We start from the raw sequence: 24,087 nt of genomic DNA on the forward strand, positions 1-24,087 counted from the left end.
GGCGGGCGGCTGCACGGGCTCAGCCGCCGACCGGTGTGAACCGCACGGGCAACGATGTGGTGCCGCGGGTGAACAGTCCCTGCTCGCTCGGCACGAAGCCGTCGGCGAGGCGCATGTCCGGCATGGCGTCCAGCAGTTGGTTGACTGCGCTCTCCACCTCGGCCCTGGCCAGCAGGGCGCCCACGCAGAAGTGCCGCCCGAGCGCGAAGGCGAGGTGATCGGCGGCCGCGGAGAAGGCGGTCGTCGCGTCGAGGTCGTCCCGGAAGATGTCGAACCGGTCGGGGTCGCGGTACCGCTCGGCGTCCCGGTTCGCCGCTCCGATCAGACAGGTGACCGTGGCGCCCGCCGGGATGGTGCCGCCGCTCACTGTGACCTCCCCCGCCGTCTGCCGCATGATCATGTGCACGGGCGGTGCGAAGCGCAGCGTCTCGGCGAACGCACGGTCGACAAGGCTCCGGTCCTGCCGCACGGCCGCCAACTGTTCCGGATCGGCGAGCAGGTTGGCGAAGATTCCGGCGATGGCCTTGTCGGTGGTCTCGCCGCCCGCCGCGAGCAGCAGACTGCAGAACGCCTTGATGTCCTCGTCGCTCATCCGCACGCCGTCCACCTCCGCCGCACAGAGCGTGGACAGCAGGTCGTCACCGGGGTTCTCCCGGCGCGCCCGGATGATCGGGATCATGTACTCGGCGAACTCGACGCGGGTCCGCCTGCCGGCCGCGTCGACGTCGGGGTCCTGGGCGAGATTGCCGAAGAAGGCGACGACGGAGGTGTACCAGCCGTGGAAGCGGTCGTGGTCCGCCTTGTCCAGACCCAGCATGTCGGCGATGACGTTGACGGGGAAGCGGGTGGCGAAGGAGTCGACGAGGTCCACCTCGCCCTTGTGCCGGAAGACGTCGATCAGTTCGCGGGCGTTGCGTTCGATGACGGGCAGGAACCTGTCCCTGAGATCGCTGCCCCGGAAAGCCGGCGCGACCAGCGCCCTGCGCACGGCGTGCTCGCGTCCGCTGAGCTGCACGATCGTCTTTCCGTGGACGGGCTCGAGCTGCCAGTCGTAGTTCTCCGTGGTGAACACCGACTCCTTGTCCTTGAAGGCACGCTCCACGTCCTCGTAGCGGGAGACGAGGTAGCTGCGGGTGGGTTCGTGCCAGATCAGCGGGCGGTGCTCGCGCATGAGCCGGTAGACGGAGTAGGGGTCGGCGGCGAACTCGGGCGACAGGATGTCGGGGATATCGGGGATGTCGGGGATCTGCTGTGCGGTGGCCATGGCGCTCCCTCGTCTGCAACAGACAGTGCGGGCCAGCCTATTGACGGCCTCCGAGGGGCGAACGGGCGACAAGGGGGCGCAGTACGGCGCGGCCACGGCGCACATCGGGGCCCCTGCCTCGTTCCGTGCGAGGCGGGGGCATACGGTGCGGGTAGGCGCGACGGACCGTGAGTGACGAGGAGCAGTGATGACGGAGCAGGCGTTGGTTGCGGGCGTGGGCGGCAAGGAACCCGAGATCGACCCGGAGGCGTTCGTCGCACCCACGTCGGTGGTGATGGGCGACGTCTCGCTCGCCGCGGGGGCGAGTGTCTGGTACCAGACGGTGCTGCGGGCGGACTGCGGGCCGATCGTGATCGGCGCCGGCAGCAACATCCAGGACAACTGCACCGTCCACAGCGATCCGGGCTTCCCCGTCACCGTCGGCGCACGGGTGTCCGTCGGCCACAACGCGATCCTTCACGGCTGCACCGTCGAGGACGACGTCCTCGTCGGCATGGGCGCCACGGTCCTCAACGGTGCGCGCATCGGCGCGGGATCGCTGATCGCGGCGCAGGCTCTGGTGCCGCAGGGCATGCAGGTGCCGCCGGGCTCGCTGGTCGCGGGGGTGCCCGCGAAGGTACGCCGCGAACTGACGCAGGAGGAGCAGGAGGGCATCAAGCTCAACGCGGCCGTGTACCTGGATCTGGCCGCGCAGCACCGCGAGGCGCACAAGGACTGATCTCCCTGTGTGTACGAGGGCGGCGGCCGGGTCGGTCAGCGGCGCCGGGGTCAGTCCGCGACGGGGACCGGCTCGGCCGCCGGGGTCGCCGTGTGCTGCGCCGCGGCCTTCTTCGCCCGGCTCTTGAGCACGAGCATCGAGGTGACGCCGACCAGCACCGCGAGGACGAGCCCCAGCCAGGAGAAGCGCTTGAGCCAGGCCTCCGCGACGATGCCCACGGAGTAGATGACGGCCGTCGTGCCACCCGCCCACAGGATGCCGCCGAAGACGTTGGCGATGAGGAACTTCCAGTACGGCATCCGCAGCACACCGGCCAGCGGCCCGGCGAAGATCCTCAGCAGGGCGACGAAGCGGCCGAAGAACACGGCCCACATGCCCCACTTCTCGAACGACCGCTCGGCCATGGCGATCTGCGCCTCGCCGAAGTGCCGGGGGAACCTTCCGCCGAGCCAGGCGAGCAGTGGCCGGCCGCCCCTGCGGCCGATGGCGTAACCGATCGAGTCGCCGATGATCGCGCCGGCGGTCGCGCACGCGCCGAGGACGTACGGGTTGATGTCACCGTGCTGGGAGGCGAGGAGCGCCGAGCTGACGAGGACGATCTCTCCGGGCAGGGGGATGCCGAGGCTCTCGAGCCCGATGACCACCCCTACCAGGATGTAGACGCTGACCGCCGGGACGGTTTCGAGCCACTCCTGCACGTGCAACGCCGGTCCTCCTGGTCTCACCGGGCCGTCGCCCGCCGCGCGCCCCGACGACGCACGCCGGGCAGCCTACCTGGTCGGGCGCGGGCGCCCCGGTGCGCGAGGGCCGCCCCGTCACCTCGGGGTGCCGGGGCGGCCCGGTCCGGCCGGACGCCGTCTCAGTCGTTCGGGCGCAGGGTCCAGACGATGTGCATCTCGCCGGTCACGGCGCCGTCGGCGCGCTGGATGGCGACCGTCACGGGGAACTCCGGGCGCTGTCCCGCGTCGAGTTCCTTCACGACGTCGGCGACGGGGCGACCGAGCGTCGCGGTGGCGGTGAGGACGCCCTTGGCGAGCTTCTTGTAGCTGGTCTCCGCCTTCACCGGCAGCGGGACCGCGCGGCCGAGCTGGTCGCCGAAGGCGGCCAGGACGATGGCACCGCTCGCGGACTCGGCGAGGGTGAACATCGCTCCGGCGTGCGGCCCGCCGACGTGGTTGTGGTACTCGGGGTCGTCCGGGAGGCGGAGGACCGCTCGCTCGGCCGTGGTCTCGAGGTACTCCAGCTTGAGAGTCCTGACCATCGGGACGGTGGCGGCGAGCAACTCGCCGATGGACATCTGGTCTGCGCTCATGACCGAATGTTACCCGCGAGTAGGACGGCTTGGCCATCCCCTGCGGGGACCGGACGTAGAAGTGCCGGAGCCGCACCTCTATCGTTACTCGCCATGTGGCCAGGACAGCAGCCGCCCGGGGGCGAGCAGAACCCGCAGGACCAGAACCCGTACCAGCAGCAGGGGTACCAGCAGCCGAATCCGTATCAGCAGCAGGGGTACCAGCAGCCGGGGTACCCGCAACCGGGACATCAGCAGCCCAACCCCTACCAGCAGCCGACCGCGCCGCAGTACGCCGTGCCCGGCCAGATGCCGGGCGCGCCTCAGCCGCCCGGTGACGAGAAGAAGAAGACGACGATCATCGCGATCGTCGCCGCCACGGCCGTCGTCGCGACCGCGGTCGTGACCGGCGTCATCGTGCTGCCCGACGACGGCGGAACGACCGACAAGGGCGGCAGCGCCGGCGCCTCGAAGTCGCCCGCACCGGAAAAGTCCGAGGGCGAGGACCCCGCGCCGGCACCCACCGGGAATCCGCGCGGCGGCGAGGCCAAGCCCACCATCGCCGGCTGGAAGGTCGTCACCAACCCGAAGCACGGCACGCAGTTCGACGTGCCCGCGGAGTGGGAGGTCGAGAGCGCCGGCACGGCCACGGGCTTCGAGAACGAGAAGAAGGGCGACGGTTCACTCGCCGTCATCATGTCCGCCCCGGCCCATCTGAAGAGCAAGTGGTGCCTCTTCGACTCCGACAAGGACGGCAGCGAAGAGGACTACGGCCTGGCCAGCACCGGCACCAAGGGCGGCAAGGGTGCCAAGAACACGGCGGAGGCCGCGTACAACGAGGCCGGCAACTGGGTCTGGGCCGCCTTCGCCCAGACAGAGCCCAAGGGCACCGTGAAGGTGGCCGCCGCCAAGGACTACACCACCAAGTCCGGCCTCAAGGGCAGCGTCTCCACCGCCACGGCCAAGGGCGTCAAGAAGGAGAACAAGTGCGAGACCGACGGCAAGTCGATCGCGTTCAGCTTCAAGAACGCCAAGGGTGACTTCGCCAGCTGGGTGCTGTACTCCAACACCGGCGTACCCGACGAGGTGCCCGACGCCCTGATGCAGCAGATCCTCAGCACGGTGCGTCTGGCCGGAACCCCAGGCGCCTCCTGAGCAACAACAAAGTGGGGCTGCAGTCCGCTGACTGCAGCCCCACCTCCTTCAGAAACCTACTCCGGCGCAGGAAGCGTCACCGCATGATGTACCAACCAGTGGGGTTCTCCCACTGGTTACTCTTCCGGATGTACACACACTTGCCCTTCCATCGCTGCGCCATACAGTCTGACTTCGACATCGGCCCCTCCCAAGTACGCAGGGGCGCAGCTTGAGCCGATCCAACGGCGGTCAGGAGGCTCGCGAGCGTAGCCCCCGTCAGTGCGAGCACTGCAAGTCTTGTGCGCATCTGCGCTCCTTCATCCACTTGAGCAATCGAACGAATGCTGGTCAGACATTCGTCCAGCACCCTACCTCTGATCGAATTCGTTCAAGTCCGCACCCCTGTAACGTAATTACGCCAAGTACGAGGGGCGGGCCGCAACCACACACAGCTGACCGACGACGCCGCGATCATCACCTGGGAGCCACGGTGGCCTGATCGCGCCGGCGTTCACGGGCTACGGGCCGACGGTAACGGCGACGGCAGCGCAGGCCTGACGGGGCGCTGTCACTCCCGCGTAACCCGTCACCCGGTCGGACCGTCACCGGGTCCGCCGCGTCACCCCACGGTGAACGCCCCCTCCGGCGGCACCGGCGACGCCACGGCCGACGCGTCGTCCACCGGCCTGGCGTCCCCCCGCAGCCGGGCCACCGCCGCCCCGTCCTCGACCCGCGCCGGGAACGCGTCCGACGCGGTCCGGCGCGCCAGCGCCCCCGTGTCCAGCGGCGACCGCGAAGCCAGCAGAAGCGCGTTGCCGAAGCGACGGCCCCGCAGCACCGAGGGTTCCGCGACGAGCGCCAGCTCGGCGAACACCTCGGCGAAAGTGGCCAGTTGTGAGCGGAGGAAGGTGAACGGCGCGCCGTCCGCGAGGTTGGCGGCGTAGAGACCGCCCGGGCGAAGTACCCGCTCGACCGCTCGCGCGTACGCGACCGTCGTGAACCGCGCCGGGATCCGAGCGCCTCCGAAGACGTCCGCGATCAGCAGGTCCGCGGAGTCGGCGGCCGCGCCCTCCACCCAGGCCCGCGCGTCGGCGCGGTGCACGGCGATGCCGGAGCCGTCAGCGAGGGGAAGATGCTCCGCGACCAGGTCGACGAGCCCGGCGTCGGCCTCCACGACGTCCTGCCGGGATCCGGGCCGGGTGGCGGCGACATAGCGGGGCAGTGTGAGTGCCCCGCCCCCCAGATGCACCACGGACAGCGGCGCCCCGTCCTCGGCGGCGCAGTCGACGACGTGTCCGAGCCTGCGTACGTACTCGAACTCGAGGTGCGTGGGCTCGTCGAGGTCGACGTACGACTGCGGTGCGCCGTCGACCGTGAGGAGCCAGGCTCGCTCGCGGTCCACGTCGGGCATGAGCTTGGCGGTGCCGCCGTCGACGGCGCGCAGGACGGGGATGGGCTCGTTCACCGTCCCATTGTCCCCGCCCCGCGCGCCCTCACCGCACGCCCACCGTCACGGCGTCGTCGTCACAGCACCGCGTCACGGCAGCGGCGTCACAGCACCGTCGTCACCGTTCCCGCGCCCACCGTGCGGCCGCCCTCACGGATCGCGAAGCCGAGCCCCGGCTCCAGCGGCACGTCCCGGCCGAGCTCGACGGTCACACAGACCGTGTCGCCGGGCCGTGCCACCGCGGCCTCGCCGAGGTCGATGTCACCGACGACGTCAGCGGTGCGGATGTAGAACTGCGGCCGGTAGCCGGTGGAGACCGGCGTCGTCCGGCCGCCCTCCCGGGCGGAGAGCACATGGACCTGCGCCGTGAAACGCCGGCTGGGCACCACGCTGCCCGGCGCCGCGACCACATGGCCGCGCCGGACCTGGTCGCGGTGGAGGCCGCGCAGCAGCAGCGCCACGTTGTCGCCCGCCTCCGCCGACTCCATCGGCTTGCCGAAGGTCTCCAGCCCCGTCACCACTGTCCCGGTGTCCGCGCCGAGCACCTCCACCCGGTCGCCGACCCGCACGGTGCCCCGCTCCACGGCCCCGGTGACGACGGTTCCGCGCCCGGTGATGGTGAGGACGTTCTCGACCGGCAGCAGGAACGGTGCGTCGGTGTACCTGACGGGCATCGGCACGTACGTGTCGACGGCGTCGAGCAGCGCCTCCACGGCAGCCGTCCAGCGCGGGTCGCCCTCGAGCGCCCGCAGCCCGGACACGCGCACCACCGGCGCCGCGTCCCCGCCGTAACCGTGGGCGGTCAGCAGCTCACGCGTCTCGAGCTCCACGAGGTCGGTCAGTTCGTCGTCGCCGGCGTCGGCCTTGTTGATGGCGACGACGATGTGGTCGACACCCACCTGACGGGCGAGCAGGACGTGCTCCGCGGTCTGCGGCATGACACCGTCCGGCGCGGAGACGACGAGGATCGCCCCGTCGAGCTGCGCGGCGCCGGTGACCATGTTCTTGACGTAGTCGGCGTGGCCCGGCATGTCGACATGGGCGTAGTGACGGGTGTCGGTCTCGTACTCGACGTGCGCGATGTTGATGGTGATGCCGCGCGCGGCCTCCTCCGGCGCACGGTCGATGCGGTCGAACGGCACGAACGTGCCGGCCCCCCGCTCGCTGAGAACCTTGGTGATGGCGGCGGTGAGGGTGGTCTTGCCGTGGTCGACGTGGCCCATGGTGCCGATGTTGAGGTGCGGCTTGGTCCGCACGTATGCCGTCTTGGGCATGGCGAGGTGGTTCCTTCCCGGAACTCGGAGTGTGTCGGGACCCCTGGGCCTGGCCGACCCTCCCCCTGCGGGGTCCGCGGACGATCCGGGAAGAGTCAGCTTCGGGCGCCGCCGAGGGGCGCCGCGACCGCCGTCGTGACCGCGTCGGCCGCTGTGCGAGCCGCGGCGGCGCCGACGGCGGCTGCGGCAACGGCGAGTGCGGTGACGGCGGTTGCTGCAGCATCGGGTGTGGGAAGGACGGCAGCCTTCGGCGCGTCCGCGACTGCGGACCGCGCTGCGAGGAAGGCGTACCGGAACATGCGTCGATGATCGCCCACACGCCGTACGGCGTCGAACGGTTTTCAGGCGGAGGGCAGTGCGCGGCGGCGCTGCCGTGTCACAGGTGCTTGAGCGCCTCGCGCACGGAGAGCGGCGACAGCCGGTCCCGCGCCCCTTCGACGAAGTCCCGTACCGCGCCCGGTTCGGTACCGGCGTACTCGCGCAGCGCCCAGCCGATCGCCTTGCGGATGAAGAAGTCCGGATGGTCCGCCCGGCGGAGGCAGTAGCGGAAGAGCCTCTCGCCGTCCGTCGCTCCCCGGTGGCGCAGTTGGTGGAGGAGTGCGGTGCGGACGATCCACAGGTCCTCGTCCTCGATCCACTCGTCCATGACGGGCCGCAGGGCCGGATCCGCGGCGACGAGCGGTCCGACGACATGCACGGCGAGCATGTCGACGGTGTCCCACCAGGGGACGGTGGTCACCAGCCGGCGCGTCACGGGCAGGAAGCCGGAGGAGCAGCGGCCGACGTGGCGGCGCAGGTAGTCCGTGGCGAAGTAGTGGTACTCGCGTTCCCGCAGCGCCCAGCAGCGCAGTGCGACGGCCGCGCAGTCCGCCTCGCCCGGCGCCGGTGTGCCGTCGAGGACCGTTCGGGACAGCGCCCGGCGCCGGGGCGTCGGGATGCCGAGGAACGGAGCGACGTCCTTCATGTACGCGGCGGCCCGCGCGGCCCTGCCGGCGTCACCGGCGGCCGGAAACACGGTGACGAGCCGTTCCACGACGGTGTCGGCGAGATCGCTGCGCGGTACGGCGTGCGTCATGCGGCACACATTACGGCGATCACATGCCGGTGTCGGTTAGTCTCCCCGGATGCTCGACCTCGTCCCCGGGCCGGCATCCGGTCTCGCCGTCCGCTGCACCAGGGCCCTGTTCTCGCCCTGGTCACGGCTGTCCCTCCTGGCGGTGCTGCTCGCCTCCGCCGCGGTGGCGGTGCTGCTCTACGAACCGCAGAGAGTGCTCTCCCAGGGCTGGCCGCAGCTGAGCGGCGCGGCGGCCGTCGCGCTGTTCGCGGTCGGGTACGGGGTGTGCACGGCCGCGTTCGTGCCGCGGCCGATCCTCAATCTGGCGGCGGGCGCGCTGTTCGGCTCACAGGCCGGACTCGTCGCGGCGATCGCCGGCACGGTGCTGGGCGCCGGGATCGCCTTCACCCTCGGCCGTCTGCTCGGGCAGGACGCGCTCCGGCCGCTGCTGCGGGGCCGCTGGCTGAAGGCGGCCGACGGTCAGCTCAGCCGGCACGGCTTCCGTTCGATGCTGGCGATCCGGCTGTTCCCGGGCGTGCCGTTCGCGGCGGCCAACTACTGCGCCGCCGTGTCCCGTATGGGCTACCTGCCCTTCCTCCTCGCGACCGGGCTCGGTTCGATCCCCAACACCGCGGCGTACGTGGTCGCCGGCAGCAGGGCCGGTTCCCCCACGTCGCCCGCCTTCCTGATCGCGATGGGTTTCATCGTGGTGACGGGTCTGGCCGCCGCCGCGGTCGCCTGGACCAAGCGGCACCGGCTGCGCGGCACCGGCGGCTGACGTGTACTCACGGCGGCTCGCCACGCCCGCCGACGGGCCCGGGCGGCGGCCCCTGCCGCAAGCCCTTCATTTTGGGGCGCTACGCTGCCACCCGGCGCCGGCCCGATGACGTACGTGAGTCGTGTCTCACGGGTCATGCCTTCGCGCGCGCCTGACAGACCGTGATCAGCTCTTGGGTGGCGTAGCTTCATGTCTTGGTTCGAATCATTCATCCTCGGGCTCGTCCAGGGGCTGACGGAGTTCCTTCCCATCTCCTCCAGCGCGCATCTGCGGCTCACGGCCGCGTTCGCCGGCTGGCACGATCCGGGGGCCGCGTTCACCGCGATCACCCAGATCGGCACGGAGTCCGCCGTCCTGATCTACTTCCGCAAGGACATCGCCAGGATCCTGTCCGCGTGGTTCCGCTCGCTCACCGACAAGGCGATGCGCGGCGACCACGACGCGCGGATGGGCTGGTTGGTGATCATCGGCTCCATCCCGATCGGTGTGCTCGGTGTCACGCTCAAGGACCAGATCGAGGGCCCGTTCCGTGATCTGCGGCTCATCGCCACGACTCTGATCGGCATGGGCATCGTCCTCGGCATCGCGGACCGGCTCGCCGCGCGGGACGAGGCCGGGGGCAGGCACCGCGTGGTCAAGGAGCGCAAGACGCTGCGGGACCTGAGCGTGCGCGACGGACTCGTCTACGGCGTCTGCCAGGCGATGGCCCTGATCCCGGGTGTCTCCCGCTCCGGAGCGACCATCAGCGGCGGTCTGCTGATGGGCTACACCCGTGAATCGGCGGCCCGTTACTCGTTCCTGCTGGCCATCCCGGCCGTGCTGGCCTCCGGCTTGTTCGAGCTGACGGAGGCGGGCGAGGGCCATGTGTCGTGGGGGCCGACGATTTTCGCGACCTTCATCGCCTTCGGCGTGGGCTACGCGGTGATCGCCTGGTTCATGAAATTCATCACTACGAAGAGCTTCATGCCGTTCGTGATTTACCGCGTGCTGCTGGGAATTCTGCTGTTCATCCTGGTCGGAGCCGGTGTACTGAGCCCGCACGCGGGTGAGTCGGGCGGCTGAGCCGCCGGTTCGCGGGGACGACGGGCGTCCGACCGAGGCCGTAGCCTGGGGAACATGTCCCCCTTTCCCCGCGAGTCCGAAACCGAAACCTTCATGTCCGCCTCCGAGCTGAACGCCCGGATCCGAGAGCTGTGGGCCGACGGCGCACTGCCCGAGGACCGCCGCCCGGAGTACGAGGCACTGGTGGTGGAGTGGGCTGCCGCGGCGCGCGAGGACGTACGGCCGGCCGCGTAGCACCGGCTAGCCTGGGCGCACGATGAACCGTTTGACCACGTCATGGGGCGCCTACGAGCTCGCCCGCTTCCCCGAGGACCCGCGCGACACGCTCCGTGCCTGGGACGCCGCGGACGAGTACCTGCTGCGGCATCTGCACGGCGTCGACGACGCGCCGCCCACCGACCTGTCCGGGGCGGTGACCGTCGTGGGCGACCGGTGGGGCGCTCTGGTCACCTCGCTCGCGGCGCACACCGCGGGACCGGTCACCCAGATCTCCGACTCGTTCCTCGGCCGGCAGGCGACCCTGGGCAATCTCGCCCGCAACGGCCTCGAGCCGGATTCCGTACGGCTGCTCGACGCCCGGCAGGACCCGCCGGAGCGCGTCGACGTACTCCTGGTGCGGGTGCCGAAGAGCCTCGCACTGCTGGAGGACCAGCTGCACCGCCTCGCGCCGGCCGTGCACGAGGACACCGTCGTCGTCGGCACCGGCATGGTCACGGAGATCCACACGTCCACGCTGAAGCTGTTCGAGCGCATCCTCGGCCCGACCAGGACGTCGCTGGCCGTGAAGAAGGCCCGGCTGATCTTCTGCACCCCCGATCCGGCTGTCCCCCGGACTGTGAGCCCCTGGCCGCTGCGGTACGCCCTGCCCTCCGACACAGGCGTCCTCGCGGGCCGTCCCGTGACCAATCACGCCGGGATCTTCTGCGCGGAGCGCCTCGACATCGGCACCCGTTTCCTCCTGCGCCACCTGCCACTGCGCGAGGGCCGCGAGCGGGTCGTCGACCTCGGCTGCGGCAACGGCGTGGTGGGTACGGCGGCGGCGCTGGCCAACCCGGACGCGGTCGTGACGTTCACCGACGAGTCGTACTCGGCGGTGGCCTCCGCGAAGGCCACCTTCGGCGAGAACCTGCCCTCTGGAACGGCCGAGTTCCTGGTCGGTGACGGGCTGTCCGGGCTCGAGGACGGATCGGTCGACCTGGTGCTGAACAACCCGCCGTTCCACTCGCACCGTGCGACGACGGACGCGGCGGCGCGGCGGATGTTCGCCGACGCTCGCCGTGCCCTGCGTCCCGGCGGCGAGTTGTGGGTCGTCGGCAACCGTCACCTCGGCTACCACGTCCGGCTGAAGCGGCTGTTCGGCAACTGCGAAGTGGTGGCGAGCGACCCGAAGTTCGTGGTCCTGAAGGCCGTACGGCGCTGAGGCCGGGCGACGCCGAGCGGGTGACGGACGTGCACGGCTCTTGGCCCGGCAGGCCGTCTCACCCACACTGAGCCGATGACGCAGCGCGTGGATCTCGCGACCGTGATGGACAGACTCCGCCTCGACGACCTGGTCTCCGCCTACGCGGCCGCCGTCGACGACGCCGACTGGGACACCTACCGAACACTGTTCACCCCGGACGGCCGGGCCGACTACCGCGCCTCCGGCGGCATCGAGGGCCCGGCCACCGACGTCGCCCGGTGGCTCGCGGAGGCGATGCGGCTCTTCCCCGTGCGCCAGCACCTCATCGTGAACCGGCGGGTGTCCTTCGACGGCACGGACGGGTATCCGGGCGACCTCGCCGAGGTGCGGGCTGACTACTTCAACCCGATGCGCATGGGGTCGGGCGAGGACTTCCTGTCCGGCGGCCGCTACCGCTTCGACCTGACGCGCACGGCGGACGGCTGGCGGCTGCGGTCCGTGACGATCGAGGAGAAGTGGCGGCGCACGGGCACGGGTGGGGCTCCGGAAGGCGGCTGAGGCGAGCGAGGCGCACTGTTGCCCGGCTCCGGTCTTCGCGCACACTTGGGGTGAACGGCTCGTGGCCCCTCGAGGCCGGACGAGGAGGCGCTGCATGCGGATTCCGGTCGGCACGCGGGTGCGCGGGACAGCGCACCGGTGGCGGCGGGGCGAGGTCCTGCGGTCCCGGGGCGCGCGCGGCACGGCCGCGCTCGTGTTCGGGGCGCTGCCGGCCCTCGCCTTTCCCGAGCCGTCCCTGTGGTGGTTCGCCTACGTGGCCCTGGTGCCGTGGATGCTTGTGCTGCGCACCGCCCCCACGGCCCGCCGTGCGGCGGTCGAGGGCTGGCTCGGCGGCGCCGGATTCATGATCGCCGTCCATCACTGGCTGCTGCCGAGCCTCCATGTCTTCCTGCTGGTGCTGGCTGCGCTGCTCGGGCTGCTGTGGGCGCCGTGGGGCGCGCTGGTACGCCACATGCTCGGCGGCCGGCCGTCGGCGGTCCGCGCGGCGGCGTCCGTCGGCGTCGTCCCCGCGGGTTGGCTGATGGTGGAACTGGTCCGCTCCTGGGAGGGCCTCGGCGGCCCCTGGGGGCTGCTGGGAGCGAGCCAGTGGGAGGTGTCGCCGGCGCTGCGACTCGCCTCCGTGGGCGGCGTGTGGCTGGTGAGCCTGCTGGTGCTCGCCGCGAACACGGTGGCGGTGCTCCTCGTCGCGGTCCGGTCGGCGCGTACGCCGGCGGTGGCCTGGGCGGCCCTGTGCGCGACGGCCGTCGCGTCGGCGTGGGTGTGGGCGCCCCAGCCGCGCGAGTCGGGCCGGATGCGGATCGCGGTGGTCCAGCCAGGTGTCGTGGGGGGCATGCTGAGCGTGGAGCGGCGCTTCGACCTCGGCGAGCGGCTGACCCGCGAACTGGTGGGCCGTGAAATCGACATGGTGGTCTGGGGCGAGAGCAGTGTCGGCGCCGACCTGGGCGGCCGGCCGGACCTGGCGGATCGCGTCGCTGCGCTGTCCCGTGATGTAAAAGCCCCTGTCCTGATCAACGTGGACGCCCGCAGCGAGGGCGCGTCCGGCCCGGCCGGCATCTACAAGAGCTCGGTACTCGTCGGGCCGCAGGGCCCGACCGGCGACCGTTACGACAAGATGCGGCTCGTCCCGTTCGGGGAGTACGTTCCCGCCCGGTCCGTACTGGGCTGGGCCACGTCCGTGGGCAGGGCCGCGGGCGAGGACCGGCTGCGCGGGACGGGCCCGGTGGTGATGCGACTGCCCGACGACGGTGCGCGGGTCGGGCCGCTGGTGTGCTTCGAGTCGGCGTTCCCCGACATGAGCAGGCGGCTGACCCGGGACGGCGCACAGGTGCTTCTCGCCCAGTCGGCGACCTCGTCGTTCCAGGGCAGTTGGGCGCCCGAGCAGCACGCGTCGCTGGCGGCGCTGCGGGCGGCGGAGAGCGGCAGGCCGATGGTCCACGCCACGCTCACCGGGGTGAGCGCCGTGTTCGCGGCGGACGGCGGCCGGATCGGCGCCCCGCTCCCCACGGACAGCAGCACGGCGGCGGTGTACGACGTACCGCTGGCGACCGGCACCACGCTCTACGTCCGTCACGGCGACTGGCCGGTGTACGGATCGCTCGCCCTGCTCGCGACGCTGGCCGCCGCCGGCGGCGTACGAGCCCTCAGGCGGCCTGTGCCAGGGCCAGCCGGACCACCCGCTCGCACAGCTCGTGAGTCCTCAGCGCGTCCTGTGCACTGATCAACCTGCCCGCGCGCACGTCGTCGAGGAAGGTGTGCACGGCCTGCTCGATGCCACGCTGGCGGGCGACGGGCACCCAGTCTCCGCGCCGCCGGACGCTCGGCTGCCCCTTGTGGTCGACGATCTCCGCGAGGTTGCGGACCTCGCGCTTGAAGTCCTGTCCGGAGACCTCGAGAATCTCCTCCGTCGAGCCGCTCATCCGGTTCATGGTGCCGATGGCGGTGAAGCCGTCGCCGGACAGCTGGAGCACGACGTGGTGCATCAGCCCGTCGACGATCCGCGCGCGCACATCGGTGTGCTCGACGGGCCCTGGAGCAAGGAACCGCAGTGTGTCGACGACATGGATGAAGTCGTCGAGAACGAGGGTGCGGGGGTCCTCCGGGAGGCCGACGCGGTTCTTCTGCATCAGGATCAGGTCGCGCGGGTGCTCGAGGCACTGCGCGTAACCGGGGGCGAGCCTGCGGTTGAAGCCGACGGCGAGGCTCGTGCCGCGCTCCTGCGCGAGCGCCACCAGCCGCTCGGAGTCGCCCAGTTCGTAGGCGAGCGGCTTGTCGACATAGGTGGCGACGCCTGCCTCGAGGAGCCGGGTGACGATCTCCGCGTGCGCGGACGTCGACGCGTGGACGAAGGCGGCGTCCAGCCCCTGTGCGAGGAGCGAGTCGAGATCGGCATGGCAGCGACCGGCAGGGATGTGGTGGGTCCGCGCCGTACGGGTCAGGGTCGCCGGTGTCCGGGTCTGGAGGTGGAGTTCGACTCCGGGCAGGGTGGTGAGCACCGGCAGGTACGCCTTCTGCGCGATGTCGCCGAGACCGATGCAGCCGACCTTCACGGGGATCCCCTTCGCATGCCCGGACGGCTCGGTGCCGTGCCGGTCGTTGCCGTGCGCGCCTCGGTGCCCCGGGCGCGTCCTGCTGTGCCGTGCGCGTAACGGTGCTCCGTGTGCGTGCCGGTGCTCCGAGCGCGTCCTGTTGTTCCGGCAGCATACGTGCGCCGCCACGGGCGCCGGCCGGTGACGCCGTGTGCCGGTGGTCCCGGCGCACACCTCGTGACCTGCGCCGTCCCCCGCGACGGGAATCACTCAACGCGTGGCACCGCCGTCACGCGTGGCGCAGGATGACTGCCATGACGACCGATGAACGCACCGAGCCCTCCACCGTCGCCGCCGAACGGGACATGCTGGAAGGCTTCTTGGACTACCAGCGCGAGACGCTGATGATGAAGTGCGCGGGTCTCGACGACAAGCAGCTGCGCACGGCGGCGCCGGCGCCCTCCGGGCTGACGCTGCTGGGCCTCGTACGGCATCTCTCGGGGGTCGAGCGCTACTGGTTCCGCGAGGTCATGGAGGGCGCGGACCTGCCTGGCCTCTACGCCACCGAGCAGGACCGGGACGGGGACTTCCACGTCACGGACGAGGACACCTGGGCGCGGGCGCACGCGACCTGGCTCACCGAGGTCGCCGAGGCCCGCAGGGTCATGGCCGCTCACGGACTCGACGATGTGAGCGTCTCCCGCAGCCGTCAGGCGGATGGCTTCAGCCTGCGCTGGATCCTCACTCACATGCTCGAGGAGTACGCACGCCACAACGGCCACGCGGACCTGCTGCGGGAGCACATCGACGGCGTGACCGGCGAGTGACCGCCCCCCGCCCGGGGCCTCAGCCCGTCCGCAGCCTGCGCTCCAGCCGGTCGATGGCCGCGCGTACCCCGTTTGCGTAGCCGTCGTCCCCGAGCGCGCCCGCCGCGGCGCGCGCCCGGTCCAGGTGGGCACGCGCCTCTTGTGGCCGGCGCAGTCCGGCGTAGTCCGCGGCGAGGTTGAGATGGAGTGAGGGATACAGGGCGCGTACGGCCATGTCCTGCTGGTGCCGGGCGAGCCGCGGCCCGCCCGGCCCGTCGGCCGCCGCGAGGGCACGCAGGTCCCAGGCCAGTTCGTCCGCCGGGTCGTCCTGGACGTCCGCCATGCAGTGGGCGAGGGTGCATCGGTGGAGGGCGTCGCCGTCCTCCCCGATCTCCGACCACAGCAGGGCGAAACGGTTGCGTGCCTCTTCACGGTCACCGCCGTGCAGCAGCATCATCGCCTGGCCGATCCGGGTCATCACGACGTCCTCGGACGCCTCCTGCTGCTCCATCACTGTGCCCTCCACGTCCGCGCTGCGGAGCGCTGCTCCCTGGGCACCGACGCTAACCGCAGAGTGGGCCGATGCCTCACAGGCTCGGGCACCGGCCCGAGCCTGTCAGCCAGGTGCGCCAATCGGTCGGCCCGTCAGCCCAGGTCGGGGATCCGCCAGTCGATCGGCTCGTGTCCCTGAGCCGCGACCGCCTCGTTGATCTGGGTGAAGGGGCGGGAGCCGAAGAACCGCTTCGCCGAGAGCGGCGAGGGGTGCGCGCCCTTCACCACGATGTGCCGCTCCTCGTCGATCAGCGGCAGTTTCTTCTGTGCGTAGTTGCCCCACAGGACGAAGACGGCCGGGTCCGGCCGGTCGGCCACGGCGCGGATGACCGCGTCCGTGACCTTCTCCCAGCCCTTGCCCTTGTGGGAGTTGGCCTCGCCCGCCCGGACGGTGAGCACCGCGTTGAGCAGCAGGACGCCCTGGCGGGCCCACGGCATCAGATAGCCGTTGTCCGGGACCGGGTGCCCGAGCTCGCTCTGCATCTCCTTGTAGATGTTGCGCAGGGAGGGCGGGGTCTTGACGCCCGGCCGCACGGAGAAGCAGAGGCCGTGGCCCTGTCCCTCTCCGTGGTACGGGTCCTGACCGAGGATGAGCACCTTCACCCGCTCGAACGGCGTGGCCTCCAGTGCGGCGAAGACCTCCGCGCTCGGCGGGTACACCGGACCGTTCGCCCGCTCCTTCTCGACGAACTCGGTGAGCTCCTTGAAGTAGGGCTTGCGGAGCTCTTCGCCGAGGACGCCGCGCCAGGCCTCGGGCAGCATGTCGGTGTCGGTCACGTCAACAACCTCCGTCGATGGGTCGGTTCCGAGATCGAGGGAACCGAGATCTCAGAACTTACCGGGGGCCACTGACAGTCGGCTTGCCGGGCGGCCCGCCGGACGACGGGTCCGGGCGCCCGGACCGGGCGACGCGCGGATCGGCCCCGGCGCATGGATCGGCCCCGACGCGCGGATCGGCCCGGCGCCGAATTGTCCCGGCGCCGGGCCGGCCTGCGGATCCGGTTACCAGCTGGCCTTGCGGTAGAGCTCCCACACCTGCATGACGGTCTGCGGGTCGAGGGCGCGCTCGCCGCCGCCGATCTCCTCGCTGGCCGCCACGTACAGCTTGCCCTGCCAGAGCGGCAGCAGGCGGACGTCGTCGACGAGGAGTTCCTGGGCCTTCTCGAACTGCTTGGTGACCGCTCCGCGGTCGCTCTCGCGACGCGACTGCACCAGCTGCTCGGTGATCTCCGGCGCCTCGTACGGGGTGCCGAGGACGTTGTTCGCGCCGACGAACGGGGCGATGAAGTTGTCCGGGTCCGGGAAGTCGGGGAACCAGCCACGGCCGAAGACGGGGTACTCGCCGTTCTGGTAGCCCTTCTGGAACTCGTCCCACTGCTTGCCCTGGATGGTGACCTCGAACAGTCCGGTCGCCTCGAGCTGCCGCTTGAGCTCCTGGAACTCGGGCGCCGTCGCGGAGCCGTAACGGTCGGTGGTGTACCAGAAGCTCAGCGGCACGGGCTCGGTGATGTCCGCCTTCTCGAGGATCTCCGCCGCCTTGGTCACGTTCGGCTCGCCGTACCGGTCGAAGAACTCGGTGGTGTGTCCGGCGATGCCCTTGGGGACCATCGAGTACAGCGGCTCCGCGGTGCCCTTGTAGACCTTCTCCACGAGCGCGTCGCGGTCGACGACCTGCGCGATGGCGCGGCGCACGGCCAGCTTGCCGGCATTGGGGTCGGCGGGGTTGAAGACGAGGTAGCGGATGTCCGCGCCGACGGTCTCGACCAGCTGGAGGTGATCGTTCTCCGGCTTCTTCTCCTGCAGTTCGACGACCTGCTCCGCGGTGAGACCACGGTTGATCGCGTCGATCTCGTGCTTCTTGAGGGCCGTCATCATGACGCCGGAGTCCTCGAAGTAGCGGATCGTGACGGAGTCGTTCTTGATCTTCGCGAAGCCCTTGTACTTGGCGAACCGGGTCAGCTCCGCCCGGTCACCCTTCTCGTACGAGTCGAGGGAGTACGGCCCCGAGCCGGTCAGCTTGCCGTCCTCGCGCAGCTTGTCGGCCGGGTACTCAGAGGGCGGCACGATCGACATGGCCGGGGTGGCGAGGATGAACGGGAAGGTGGCGTCGGACGTCTTCAGACGGAAGGTGACGACGCGGTCGCCGGTCGTCTCGATCTTGTCGAGCGACCCGAGGAGTCCGTTGGGACCGCCCTGCACGTTGATGGTCCGGATACGGTCGATGGAGTGCTTGACCGCCGCGGCGTCGAGCTTCTCGCCGTTGGTGAACGTGAGCCCCTCGCGGAGCTCGCACTCGAAGATCTTGTTCGTGGCGTCGGCGAAGCGGCACTCGGCGGCGTCCGACTGCGGCACGGTGCTCCCCGTCGGGAAGCTCACCAGGGTCTGGAAGACGTTCCGGTACAGCTCCCACGAACCGTCCCAGGCAGCGGCCGGGTCCAGCGTACTCGGCTCACTGGTCGTGCCGACGGAGATCTTCTGCTCACGGTCGGCGTCCTCGTCCGCGAACAGGCCGCACCCCGCCAGCAGAGATATGGACGCTAGGGCTGCAGCGGCCTGCAGACAGGTCCGGTAGAACACGTGCACGCTCCTCGTTCAGCCATGGGTCGGCGAACCATACCGCAGCGCCCCGCCGGGTCAACCTGAAGGCCCGGCGGGGCACTTGGATCATTCAGGAACAAACCACCTCACGGCGGTCCGCTGCGCGTCAGTGGACGCCCGCATTGAGGAAGATACCGCCGTCCACGACGAGCGTCTGCCCCGTGATCCAGTCCGACTGGTCGGAGGTCAGGAACGCGGCCGCGCCGCCGATGTCCGAAGGCACCCCGAGGCGCCCCAGCGGGTAGGCGGCGGCCGCCTCGGCCTCCCTGCCCTCATAGAGCGCCTCGGCGAATTTTGTCTTGATCACCGCGGGCGCGATGGCGTTGACCCGCACGGACGGCGCGAGCTCGTGCGCCAACTGGAGGGTCAGATTGACCATGGCCGCCTTGCTCATGCCGTACGCCCCGATGAAGGGCGAGGCGGAGACGCCGGCGATGGAGGCGATGTTCACGATCGCACCGCCGTTGTCCTTCTGCCACGCCTTCCAGGTCTGCTGCGCGAACCCGAGCGCGGAGATCACGTTGGTCTCGTAGACCTTGCGCGCCACGTTCAGGTCGAGTTCGGCCATGGGGCCGAAGACGGGGTTCGTGCCGGCGTTGTTGATCAGGTAGTCGACGCGGCCGAACGCCTCCATGGCGCGCTCCACGGCGACGGCCTGGTGGGCCTCGTCGTGGGCCTTGCCCGCCACCGCGACGACCCGGTCGGCACCCAGCCGCTCCACGGCCTCCTTCAGCGCCTCCTCACCACGGCCGGTGATGCACACCCGGTCGCCGCGGGCCACGAGGGCCTCCGCGATGCCGTACCCGATACCGCGGCTCGCCCCGGTGATCAGCGCGACCCTGCCGCTGTCCTGGACCTGGTCCGCCCCTGCTGCCTGTTCTGCTGCCATGTTCCTCGAACCCCGATTCAGTTGAGCGGGCCGCCGGCCACGTACATGACCTGGCCGGAGACGAAGCCGGCGTCGTCGCCCGCGAAGAAGGCGATCGCATTCGCGACGTCCTCGGGCCTGCCGACGCGCTGGACGGGGATCTGGGTCGCCGCGGCGGCCTGGAAGTCCTCGAAGCCCATGCCCACGCGGGCCGCGGTCTGCGCCGTCATCTCGGTGACGATGAAGCCGGGGGCGACGGCGTTGGCGGTGATGCCGAACTTGCCGAGCTCCTTGGCGAGGGTCTTGGTGAAGCCCTGGAGGCCCGCCTTGACCGCGGCGTAGTTCGCCTGGCCGCGGTTGCCGAGCGCAGAGGAGGAGGAGAGGGAGACGATCCGGCCGAAGCCGGCGTCGACCATGTGCTTCTGGCACGCCTTGGCCATCAGGAAGGCGCCCTTGAGGTGCACGTTCACCACGGTGTCCCAGTCGGACTCGCTCATCTTGAAGAGCAGGTTGTCGCGGAGCACACCGGCGTTGTTGACCAGGATCGTCGGCGCGCCGAGCTCGGCGGCGACGCGCGCGACGGCGGCCTCCACCTGGGCGGCGTCCGAGACGTCGCAGCCCACCGCGAGCGCCTTGCCGCCGGCCGCGGTGATCTTCTCGACCGTGTCCTTGCAGGCCGCCTCGTCGAGGTCGAGTACCGCTACGGCACGCCCCTCGGCCGCGAGCCTGACGGCGGTGGCGGCGCCGATGCCGCGCGCGCCTCCGGTCACAACAGCCACACGCTGCTCGGTGGTGGACATTCTGATTCTCCTCGCCCTTGAAGCCGTCGATCCCTGTGCCGGCGACTGCTCGCGACGCTCTCCACTGAGCGACCGCTTAGTACCTTCGGCAGACAGGACGCTAGAAGCCCTGGCACTCGGTGTCAACGGCCCCGGGGATCAACGGCGCATGTCACATCGGCCGCTTCGGCGCCCCTCATCGCACCAGCAGGTCGAGCAGACGCTCCACCTCCGCCTCCGGGTCGAGGGTGAGACCCGTGTGCACCGGCCCCGGCTGCACGACCGTGGACCGGGGCGCGATCAGCCAGCGGAAGCGCCTGCCCGCGTCGTCCCGTGCGGCCTGACCCGCGTCCGCACCACCGCGGCAGACTCCCTCCACGGCGCGCAGCGCCGCCCGTACACCGGTCACGTCGGCCTGCGGGTCGAGCGCCCGCAACTTCGTCTCGTCGAGGTGGGTGCGGGCCGCGACGAACGTCCTGGCGCGGCAGTACACGACGACGCCCGCGTTGACGAACTCCCCGCGCTCGACCCGCGGCACCACGCGCAGCAGTGCGTACTCGAAAACGTCGCGGTCGTTCACTGGTCGGCGTCCTTCGTGCTCTTCTTCGTGGGGTGCGGCCAGGGGCTCAGGTGATCGGTCAGCCAGCCGGGCGCCTGGGACGGCCTGCTCTTCGTGGGGGCGTCGAGCGTGATGCGCTCGTGGATCGTCGCCGCACGCGGCAGCAGCGCCTCGACGTAGGAGCGGCGCAGGGCGTCGGTCGAGTCGAAGCCGGGCTCGTCGACGAGCCACTCGTCGGGCACCTCCGCCACGATCTCGGTGAGCAGCGCCCTTGTGACCTGCGGGGCCAGCTCCGCCGCGGCGGCGGCGATGTCCGGGCGGAAGGGGGCGAGCGCATGGTCGGAGGCGTCGTACGCCTTGGCCGCGGAGGCGGCGGCGCCGGGCCAGTTGTGGTGCCAGATCATCGTGGCCCCGTGGTCGATGAGCCACAGATCGCCGTGCCACACCAGAAGGTTGGGGTTGCGCCATGAACGGTCGACGTTGTTGATCAGCGCGTCGAACCAGACGACCCTGCCGGCCTCCGCGGCATCGACCTCGTAGGCGAGCGGATCGAAACCGAGCGAGCCGGGCAGGAAGTCCATCCCCAGGTTGAGCCCGCCACTGGCCTTGAGCAGTTCCTGCACCTCCTGATCCGGCTCGGAGAGTCCGATGACCGGATCGAGCTGAATGGTGACGAGCTCGGGCACCCTCAGCCCGAGCCGCCGCGCGAGCTGTCCGCAGATGACCTCGGCGACCAGTGTCTTGCGCCCCTGTCCGGCACCGGTGAACTTCATGACGTAGGTGCCGAGATCGTCGGCCTCGACGATCCCCGGGAGCGAACCGCCCTCACGCAGGGGCGTCACGTAGCGGGTTGCGATCACTTCTGTGAGCATTTCGCCAGGTTATCCAACTTCTCGCCTTGCAATCGAAGTTCGGCTCGGGCGGTGCGACCTGGCAAGCGGGTCGGCGTACACGGCCGAGGACCGGGGCGGCGCTCCACCGCACCGGCCACGTTCCGCTTTTCTTCTGCCCCGCCCCTTGCGGGCGGCAGCCGGACGCCAATAGAAAGGAAAGGTTCCTAACAGTGGGCTCCGGCCCCACCTTCCGTCTGGTTCGCGCTGCCGACCCCTGCCCGACCCCGGTGCGTCATGGCACGGCCCAGGCGAGAAAGCGGAGAATCACATGCCCCTGCTCTCTCTCCGAAGGCACTCACCCCCGACCCGCCGCCGCTCCCGGCGCAAAGGACTCAGGATCGCCCTGGCGACGGTGCTCGCCGCTGTCCCTGCCGTGGTGGCCTTGAGCGTCAGTCAGGCCGCCGAGCCGGCCGGTCTCGACGATCCGGCGAAGAAGGAGATCGCCATGCGGCTCGTCTCCAGCGCCGAGAACTCGTCGCTGGACTGGCGCGGGCAGTACGACTACATCGAGGACATCGGCGACGGCCGCGGCTACACGGCCGGGATCGTCGGCTTCTGCTCCGGCACCCACGACATGCTCGAACTCGTCGAGCACTACACCGGGCAGGTGCCGGACAACCCGCTCGCCGAATACCTGCCCGCCCTGCGGGAGGTCGACGGCAGCGACTCGCACGAAGGTCTCGACCCCGGCTTCACCGACGCATGGGTGGAGGCCGCGCGGACTCCCGAGTTCCAGGCGGCACAGGAACACGAGCGCGACCGGGTCTACTTCGACCCGTCCGTCTCCCGGGCCAAGGGCGACGGTCTGCAGGAACTCGGCCAGTTCGCGTACTACGACGCCTTCGTCATGCACGGCGAGTCGGGCTTCGAGTCGATCCGCGCCGACGCCCGCGGCAACGCCGACACCCCGGCGGAGGGCGGCGACGAGACCGAGTACCTGCACGCGTTCCTGGACGCACGGGTGGAGGAGATGAAGAAGGAGGCGGCGCACGAGGACACCAGCCGCGTCGACACCGCGCAGCGGGTCTTCCTGAACGACGGCAATCTCCGTCTTGAGACTCCGCTGACCTGGCACGTCTACGGCGACGAGTTCCACATCGCGGACGACCCGGCCCCCGGCCCGGAGCCCTCGGAACCGGGCGGCGGTGACGAGCGGTTGCTCTCGCGTGACAGGCCCGCCTCCTCGTCCTCCGACGAGGACTCGTCCCTGACCCCGGACAAGGCGGTCGACGGCAACGCCTCGACCCGCTGGGCCAGCGCGGAGGGCTCCGACCCGCAGTGGCTGCGGATCGATCTCGGCGCGGATTCAACCGTCTCCAAGGTGAAACTGACCTGGGAGGCCGCGTACGCGACCGGCTACCGGATCGAGATCTCGGCGGACGGCTCGAACTGGACCCGGCTGGCCGGCACGACGTCCGGCGACGGCGGCACCGACGAGTGGGCCGGTCTGACCGGCAACGGCCGCCACCTGAGGGTCTACGGCACGGCTCGCGGCACCGACTACGGATACTCGCTGTACGAGGTCGAGGTGTACGGCACAGGCGGCTCCGGCCCGGGCCCGACGGACCCGCCCGACCCGGCCGGTGCGTTCTCCGTGGTCGGAGCGGGCGACATCGCCGCCCAGTGCGACAAGGGCGACGCGGGCTGCCGGCACTTCCAGACCGCCGACCGGGCCATGGCCATCAACCCGGCGTTCTACATCACCATGGGCGACAACCAGTACGACGACGCCCACATCGAGGACTTCCGGAACTACTACGACAAGTCCTGGGGCCGCTTCAAGGACCGGACCCACCCGGTGCCCGGCAACCACGAGTCCTACGACGACTGGGAGAACAGGGACGAGAAGGCCTACCGCGAGTACTTCGGGAGCCGCGCCACCCCCCAGGGCAAGATGTGGTACTCGTACGACCACGGCAACTGGCACTTCGTCGCGCTGAACTCCAACCGCTTCGACGAACGGGAGCAGTTGGACTGGCTCAGGGCCGACCTCGCCGCCAACAGCAAGAAATGTGTGGCCGCCTACTGGCACGAGCCTCTGTTCAGCTCGGGCAGCCATGGCAACGTCCCGGTCAGCAGGCCCGTGTGGGACCTCCTCGAAGGCGCCGACGCGGAGCTGGTCCTCAACGGGCACGACCACCACTACGAGCGGTTCGCCCCGCAGACCCGTGACGGCCGGGCAGACCCGAACGGCATCGTCGAGATCATCGGCGGCGCCGGGGGCAAGGACCTCTACGGCGAGGGCGACACGGTCCAGGCCAACAGCGAGAAGCGGATCTGGGACAAGTTCGGGGTGGTGAAGCTCGACTTCACCGACACCGGCTTCCGGTCCCAGTTCGTCGAGACGGACGGAACCGTCCTCGACACCAGTCCCACCTACTCCTGCCGCTGACCCGCATCCACCAGCGTCCGCCGGTGTGTCCGCCTCCCGCCTCGCACACAACGGGGCTCCGGCCCGCACCGACGCCACCGGTCACGCCGGGACACCGGCCCGACCAGCCACACCGGCCACACCGGCGGGC

Annotated in this window: 25 protein-coding genes and 1 pseudogene; 11 read left to right on the plus strand and 15 right to left on the minus strand. The window is 70.6% G+C overall.

The features are described from left to right. Positions 1–19 precede the first annotated feature (19 nt). On the minus strand, positions 20–1,264 hold the full coding sequence (locus tag ACFYV1_RS30170; RefSeq protein ID WP_389398780.1) for a cytochrome P450: 1,245 nt from the start codon (positions 1,262–1,264) through the stop codon (positions 20–22). A gap of 187 nt (positions 1,265–1,451) precedes the next feature. On the opposite strand from ACFYV1_RS30170, the gene ACFYV1_RS30175 reads away from it, so the two are divergent. Further along, positions 1,452–1,982: a gamma carbonic anhydrase family protein gene (locus tag ACFYV1_RS30175; RefSeq protein ID WP_389398781.1), complete on the plus strand. Its 531-nt coding sequence runs from the start codon at positions 1,452–1,454 to the stop codon at positions 1,980–1,982. Between the two features lie 50 nt (positions 1,983–2,032). On the opposite strand, the gene ACFYV1_RS30180 is transcribed toward ACFYV1_RS30175, so the two are convergent. Both ACFYV1_RS30180 and ACFYV1_RS30185 read right to left on the minus strand, forming a co-directional pair. Continuing rightward, positions 2,033–2,686: a DedA family protein gene (locus tag ACFYV1_RS30180; RefSeq protein ID WP_389398782.1), complete on the minus strand. Its 654-nt coding sequence runs from the start codon at positions 2,684–2,686 to the stop codon at positions 2,033–2,035. Between the two features lie 155 nt (positions 2,687–2,841). Beyond that, positions 2,842–3,294, minus strand: coding sequence for a DUF4442 domain-containing protein (locus tag ACFYV1_RS30185; RefSeq protein ID WP_389398783.1), 453 nt, complete (start codon positions 3,292–3,294; stop codon positions 2,842–2,844). 93 nt (positions 3,295–3,387) lie between these two features. Between ACFYV1_RS30185 and ACFYV1_RS30190 the strand changes: the two genes are divergently transcribed. Next, entirely contained in the window at positions 3,388–4,428 is a 1,041-nt protein-coding gene (locus ACFYV1_RS30190) for a hypothetical protein (protein WP_389398784.1), read from the plus strand. A 601-nt stretch (positions 4,429–5,029) separates the two neighbouring features. Here the strand turns inward: ACFYV1_RS30190 and ACFYV1_RS30195 are convergent. The 4 genes from ACFYV1_RS30195 to ACFYV1_RS30210 all read right to left on the minus strand — a co-directional run bounded on the left by ACFYV1_RS30195 (position 5,030) and on the right by ACFYV1_RS30210 (position 8,206). Further along, positions 5,030–5,875 (minus strand): spermidine synthase, encoded by an 846-nt coding sequence (locus ACFYV1_RS30195; RefSeq protein ID WP_389398785.1) that lies wholly within the window; start codon positions 5,873–5,875, stop codon positions 5,030–5,032. Between the two features lie 86 nt (positions 5,876–5,961). Continuing rightward, a complete protein-coding gene (tuf, locus tag ACFYV1_RS30200) occupies positions 5,962–7,131 on the minus strand; it encodes an elongation factor Tu (protein WP_389398786.1) in 1,170 nt (389 codons plus the stop codon). 95 nt (positions 7,132–7,226) lie between these two features. Further along, on the minus strand, positions 7,227–7,430 hold the full coding sequence (locus tag ACFYV1_RS30205) for a hypothetical protein (RefSeq protein WP_389398787.1): 204 nt from the start codon (positions 7,428–7,430) through the stop codon (positions 7,227–7,229). 77 nt (positions 7,431–7,507) lie between these two features. Next, complete coding sequence (locus tag ACFYV1_RS30210; protein WP_389398788.1) at positions 7,508–8,206, minus strand: DNA alkylation repair protein; 699 nt, start codon at positions 8,204–8,206, stop codon at positions 7,508–7,510. 49 nt (positions 8,207–8,255) lie between these two features. On the opposite strand from ACFYV1_RS30210, the gene ACFYV1_RS30215 reads away from it, so the two are divergent. The 6 genes from ACFYV1_RS30215 to lnt all read left to right on the plus strand — a co-directional run bounded on the left by ACFYV1_RS30215 (position 8,256) and on the right by lnt (position 13,702). Beyond that, positions 8,256–8,963, plus strand: a complete 708-nt coding sequence (locus ACFYV1_RS30215) for a TVP38/TMEM64 family protein (RefSeq protein WP_389398789.1) — start codon at positions 8,256–8,258, stop codon at positions 8,961–8,963. A 189-nt stretch (positions 8,964–9,152) separates the two neighbouring features. After that, positions 9,153–10,025 (plus strand): undecaprenyl-diphosphate phosphatase, encoded by an 873-nt coding sequence (locus ACFYV1_RS30220; protein ID WP_389398790.1) that lies wholly within the window; start codon positions 9,153–9,155, stop codon positions 10,023–10,025. A 54-nt stretch (positions 10,026–10,079) separates the two neighbouring features. After that, entirely contained in the window at positions 10,080–10,259 is a 180-nt protein-coding gene (locus tag ACFYV1_RS30225; RefSeq protein WP_389398791.1) for a hypothetical protein, read from the plus strand. Between the two features lie 22 nt (positions 10,260–10,281). Next, positions 10,282–11,445: a methyltransferase gene (locus ACFYV1_RS30230; protein WP_389398792.1), complete on the plus strand. Its 1,164-nt coding sequence runs from the start codon at positions 10,282–10,284 to the stop codon at positions 11,443–11,445. A gap of 75 nt (positions 11,446–11,520) precedes the next feature. Beyond that, positions 11,521–11,985 carry a nuclear transport factor 2 family protein gene (locus tag ACFYV1_RS30235; protein ID WP_389398793.1) on the plus strand — a complete coding sequence of 155 codons (465 nt, stop codon included), beginning with the start codon at positions 11,521–11,523 and terminating at the stop codon, positions 11,983–11,985. A 94-nt stretch (positions 11,986–12,079) separates the two neighbouring features. Then, positions 12,080–13,702 (plus strand): apolipoprotein N-acyltransferase, encoded by a 1,623-nt coding sequence (lnt, locus tag ACFYV1_RS30240; protein WP_389398794.1) that lies wholly within the window; start codon positions 12,080–12,082, stop codon positions 13,700–13,702. Here the strand turns inward: lnt and ACFYV1_RS30245 are convergent. Continuing rightward, positions 13,626–14,531 (minus strand): Gfo/Idh/MocA family protein, encoded by a 906-nt coding sequence (locus ACFYV1_RS30245; protein WP_389398795.1) that lies wholly within the window; start codon positions 14,529–14,531, stop codon positions 13,626–13,628. The genes lnt and ACFYV1_RS30245 overlap by 77 nt on opposite strands. 293 nt (positions 14,532–14,824) lie before the next feature. Here ACFYV1_RS30245 and ACFYV1_RS30250 point away from each other — a divergent pair, with 293 nt between their 5' ends. Continuing rightward, positions 14,825–15,337: a DinB family protein gene (locus ACFYV1_RS30250; RefSeq protein WP_389398796.1), complete on the plus strand. Its 513-nt coding sequence runs from the start codon at positions 14,825–14,827 to the stop codon at positions 15,335–15,337. Between the two features lie 19 nt (positions 15,338–15,356). On the opposite strand, the gene ACFYV1_RS30255 is transcribed toward ACFYV1_RS30250, so the two are convergent. The 7 genes from ACFYV1_RS30255 to ACFYV1_RS30285 form a co-directional block, all read right to left on the minus strand. Then, the gene (locus ACFYV1_RS30255; RefSeq protein ID WP_389398797.1) at positions 15,357–15,827 is read right to left on the minus strand and encodes a hypothetical protein; all 471 of its coding nucleotides are present in this window, start codon (positions 15,825–15,827) and stop codon (positions 15,357–15,359) included. Between the two features lie 134 nt (positions 15,828–15,961). Further along, a complete protein-coding gene (locus tag ACFYV1_RS30260) occupies positions 15,962–16,645 on the minus strand; it encodes a uracil-DNA glycosylase (protein WP_389398798.1) in 684 nt (227 codons plus the stop codon). A gap of 225 nt (positions 16,646–16,870) precedes the next feature. Further along, positions 16,871–18,445, minus strand: coding sequence for an ABC transporter substrate-binding protein (locus ACFYV1_RS30265; RefSeq protein WP_389398799.1), 1,575 nt, complete (start codon positions 18,443–18,445; stop codon positions 16,871–16,873). A 127-nt stretch (positions 18,446–18,572) separates the two neighbouring features. Then, positions 18,573–19,355 (minus strand): SDR family oxidoreductase, encoded by a 783-nt coding sequence (locus tag ACFYV1_RS30270; RefSeq protein ID WP_389398800.1) that lies wholly within the window; start codon positions 19,353–19,355, stop codon positions 18,573–18,575. Positions 19,356–19,372: 17 nt separating this feature from the next. Then, a complete protein-coding gene (gene fabG / locus ACFYV1_RS30275) occupies positions 19,373–20,134 on the minus strand; it encodes a 3-oxoacyl-ACP reductase FabG (protein ID WP_389398801.1) in 762 nt (253 codons plus the stop codon). 175 nt (positions 20,135–20,309) lie between these two features. Then, positions 20,310–20,693, minus strand: a complete 384-nt coding sequence (locus tag ACFYV1_RS30280; RefSeq protein WP_389398802.1) for a DUF3037 domain-containing protein — start codon at positions 20,691–20,693, stop codon at positions 20,310–20,312. After that, on the minus strand, positions 20,690–21,544 hold the full coding sequence (locus ACFYV1_RS30285) for a HipA family kinase (protein WP_389398803.1): 855 nt from the start codon (positions 21,542–21,544) through the stop codon (positions 20,690–20,692). The genes ACFYV1_RS30280 and ACFYV1_RS30285 overlap by 4 nt, the downstream gene beginning before the upstream one ends. 289 nt (positions 21,545–21,833) lie before the next feature. Here ACFYV1_RS30285 and ACFYV1_RS30290 point away from each other — a divergent pair. Both ACFYV1_RS30290 and ACFYV1_RS30295 read left to right on the plus strand, forming a co-directional pair. Beyond that, positions 21,834–22,664: pseudogene (locus tag ACFYV1_RS30290) on the plus strand (chitosanase); the annotation flags it as partial. 57 nt (positions 22,665–22,721) lie between these two features. Next, on the plus strand, positions 22,722–23,957 hold the full coding sequence (locus ACFYV1_RS30295; RefSeq protein WP_389398835.1) for a discoidin domain-containing protein: 1,236 nt from the start codon (positions 22,722–22,724) through the stop codon (positions 23,955–23,957). Positions 23,958–24,087: the final 130 nt, after the last annotated feature.

Source organism: Streptomyces sp. NPDC003023 (assembly GCF_042888225.1).
GTDB lineage: Bacteria > Actinomycetota > Actinomycetes > Streptomycetales > Streptomycetaceae > Streptomyces.

What these genes read in the sequence shown, in the direction of transcription:
- ACFYV1_RS30170 (WP_389398780.1), bottom strand. Translation starts at nt 1,264, where the DNA reads ATGGCCACCGCACAGCAGATCCCCGACATCCCCGATATCCCCGACATC.
- ACFYV1_RS30175 (WP_389398781.1), top strand. Translation starts at nt 1,452, where the DNA reads ATGACGGAGCAGGCGTTGGTTGCGGGCGTGGGCGGCAAGGAACCCGAG.
- ACFYV1_RS30185 (WP_389398783.1), bottom strand. Translation starts at nt 3,294, where the DNA reads ATGAGCGCAGACCAGATGTCCATCGGCGAGTTGCTCGCCGCCACCGTC.
- ACFYV1_RS30190 (WP_389398784.1), top strand. Translation starts at nt 3,388, where the DNA reads ATGTGGCCAGGACAGCAGCCGCCCGGGGGCGAGCAGAACCCGCAGGAC.
- tuf (WP_389398786.1), bottom strand. Translation starts at nt 7,131, where the DNA reads ATGCCCAAGACGGCATACGTGCGGACCAAGCCGCACCTCAACATCGGC.
- ACFYV1_RS30205 (WP_389398787.1), bottom strand. Translation starts at nt 7,430, where the DNA reads ATGTTCCGGTACGCCTTCCTCGCAGCGCGGTCCGCAGTCGCGGACGCG.
- ACFYV1_RS30210 (WP_389398788.1), bottom strand. Translation starts at nt 8,206, where the DNA reads ATGACGCACGCCGTACCGCGCAGCGATCTCGCCGACACCGTCGTGGAA.
- ACFYV1_RS30215 (WP_389398789.1), top strand. Translation starts at nt 8,256, where the DNA reads ATGCTCGACCTCGTCCCCGGGCCGGCATCCGGTCTCGCCGTCCGCTGC.
- ACFYV1_RS30220 (WP_389398790.1), top strand. Translation starts at nt 9,153, where the DNA reads ATGTCTTGGTTCGAATCATTCATCCTCGGGCTCGTCCAGGGGCTGACG.
- ACFYV1_RS30225 (WP_389398791.1), top strand. Translation starts at nt 10,080, where the DNA reads ATGTCCCCCTTTCCCCGCGAGTCCGAAACCGAAACCTTCATGTCCGCC.
- ACFYV1_RS30230 (WP_389398792.1), top strand. Translation starts at nt 10,282, where the DNA reads ATGAACCGTTTGACCACGTCATGGGGCGCCTACGAGCTCGCCCGCTTC.
- ACFYV1_RS30235 (WP_389398793.1), top strand. Translation starts at nt 11,521, where the DNA reads ATGACGCAGCGCGTGGATCTCGCGACCGTGATGGACAGACTCCGCCTC.
- lnt (WP_389398794.1), top strand. Translation starts at nt 12,080, where the DNA reads ATGCGGATTCCGGTCGGCACGCGGGTGCGCGGGACAGCGCACCGGTGG.
- ACFYV1_RS30250 (WP_389398796.1), top strand. Translation starts at nt 14,825, where the DNA reads ATGACGACCGATGAACGCACCGAGCCCTCCACCGTCGCCGCCGAACGG.
- ACFYV1_RS30255 (WP_389398797.1), bottom strand. Translation starts at nt 15,827, where the DNA reads ATGGAGCAGCAGGAGGCGTCCGAGGACGTCGTGATGACCCGGATCGGC.
- ACFYV1_RS30270 (WP_389398800.1), bottom strand. Translation starts at nt 19,355, where the DNA reads ATGGCAGCAGAACAGGCAGCAGGGGCGGACCAGGTCCAGGACAGCGGC.
- fabG (WP_389398801.1), bottom strand. Translation starts at nt 20,134, where the DNA reads ATGTCCACCACCGAGCAGCGTGTGGCTGTTGTGACCGGAGGCGCGCGC.
- ACFYV1_RS30285 (WP_389398803.1), bottom strand. Translation starts at nt 21,544, where the DNA reads ATGCTCACAGAAGTGATCGCAACCCGCTACGTGACGCCCCTGCGTGAG.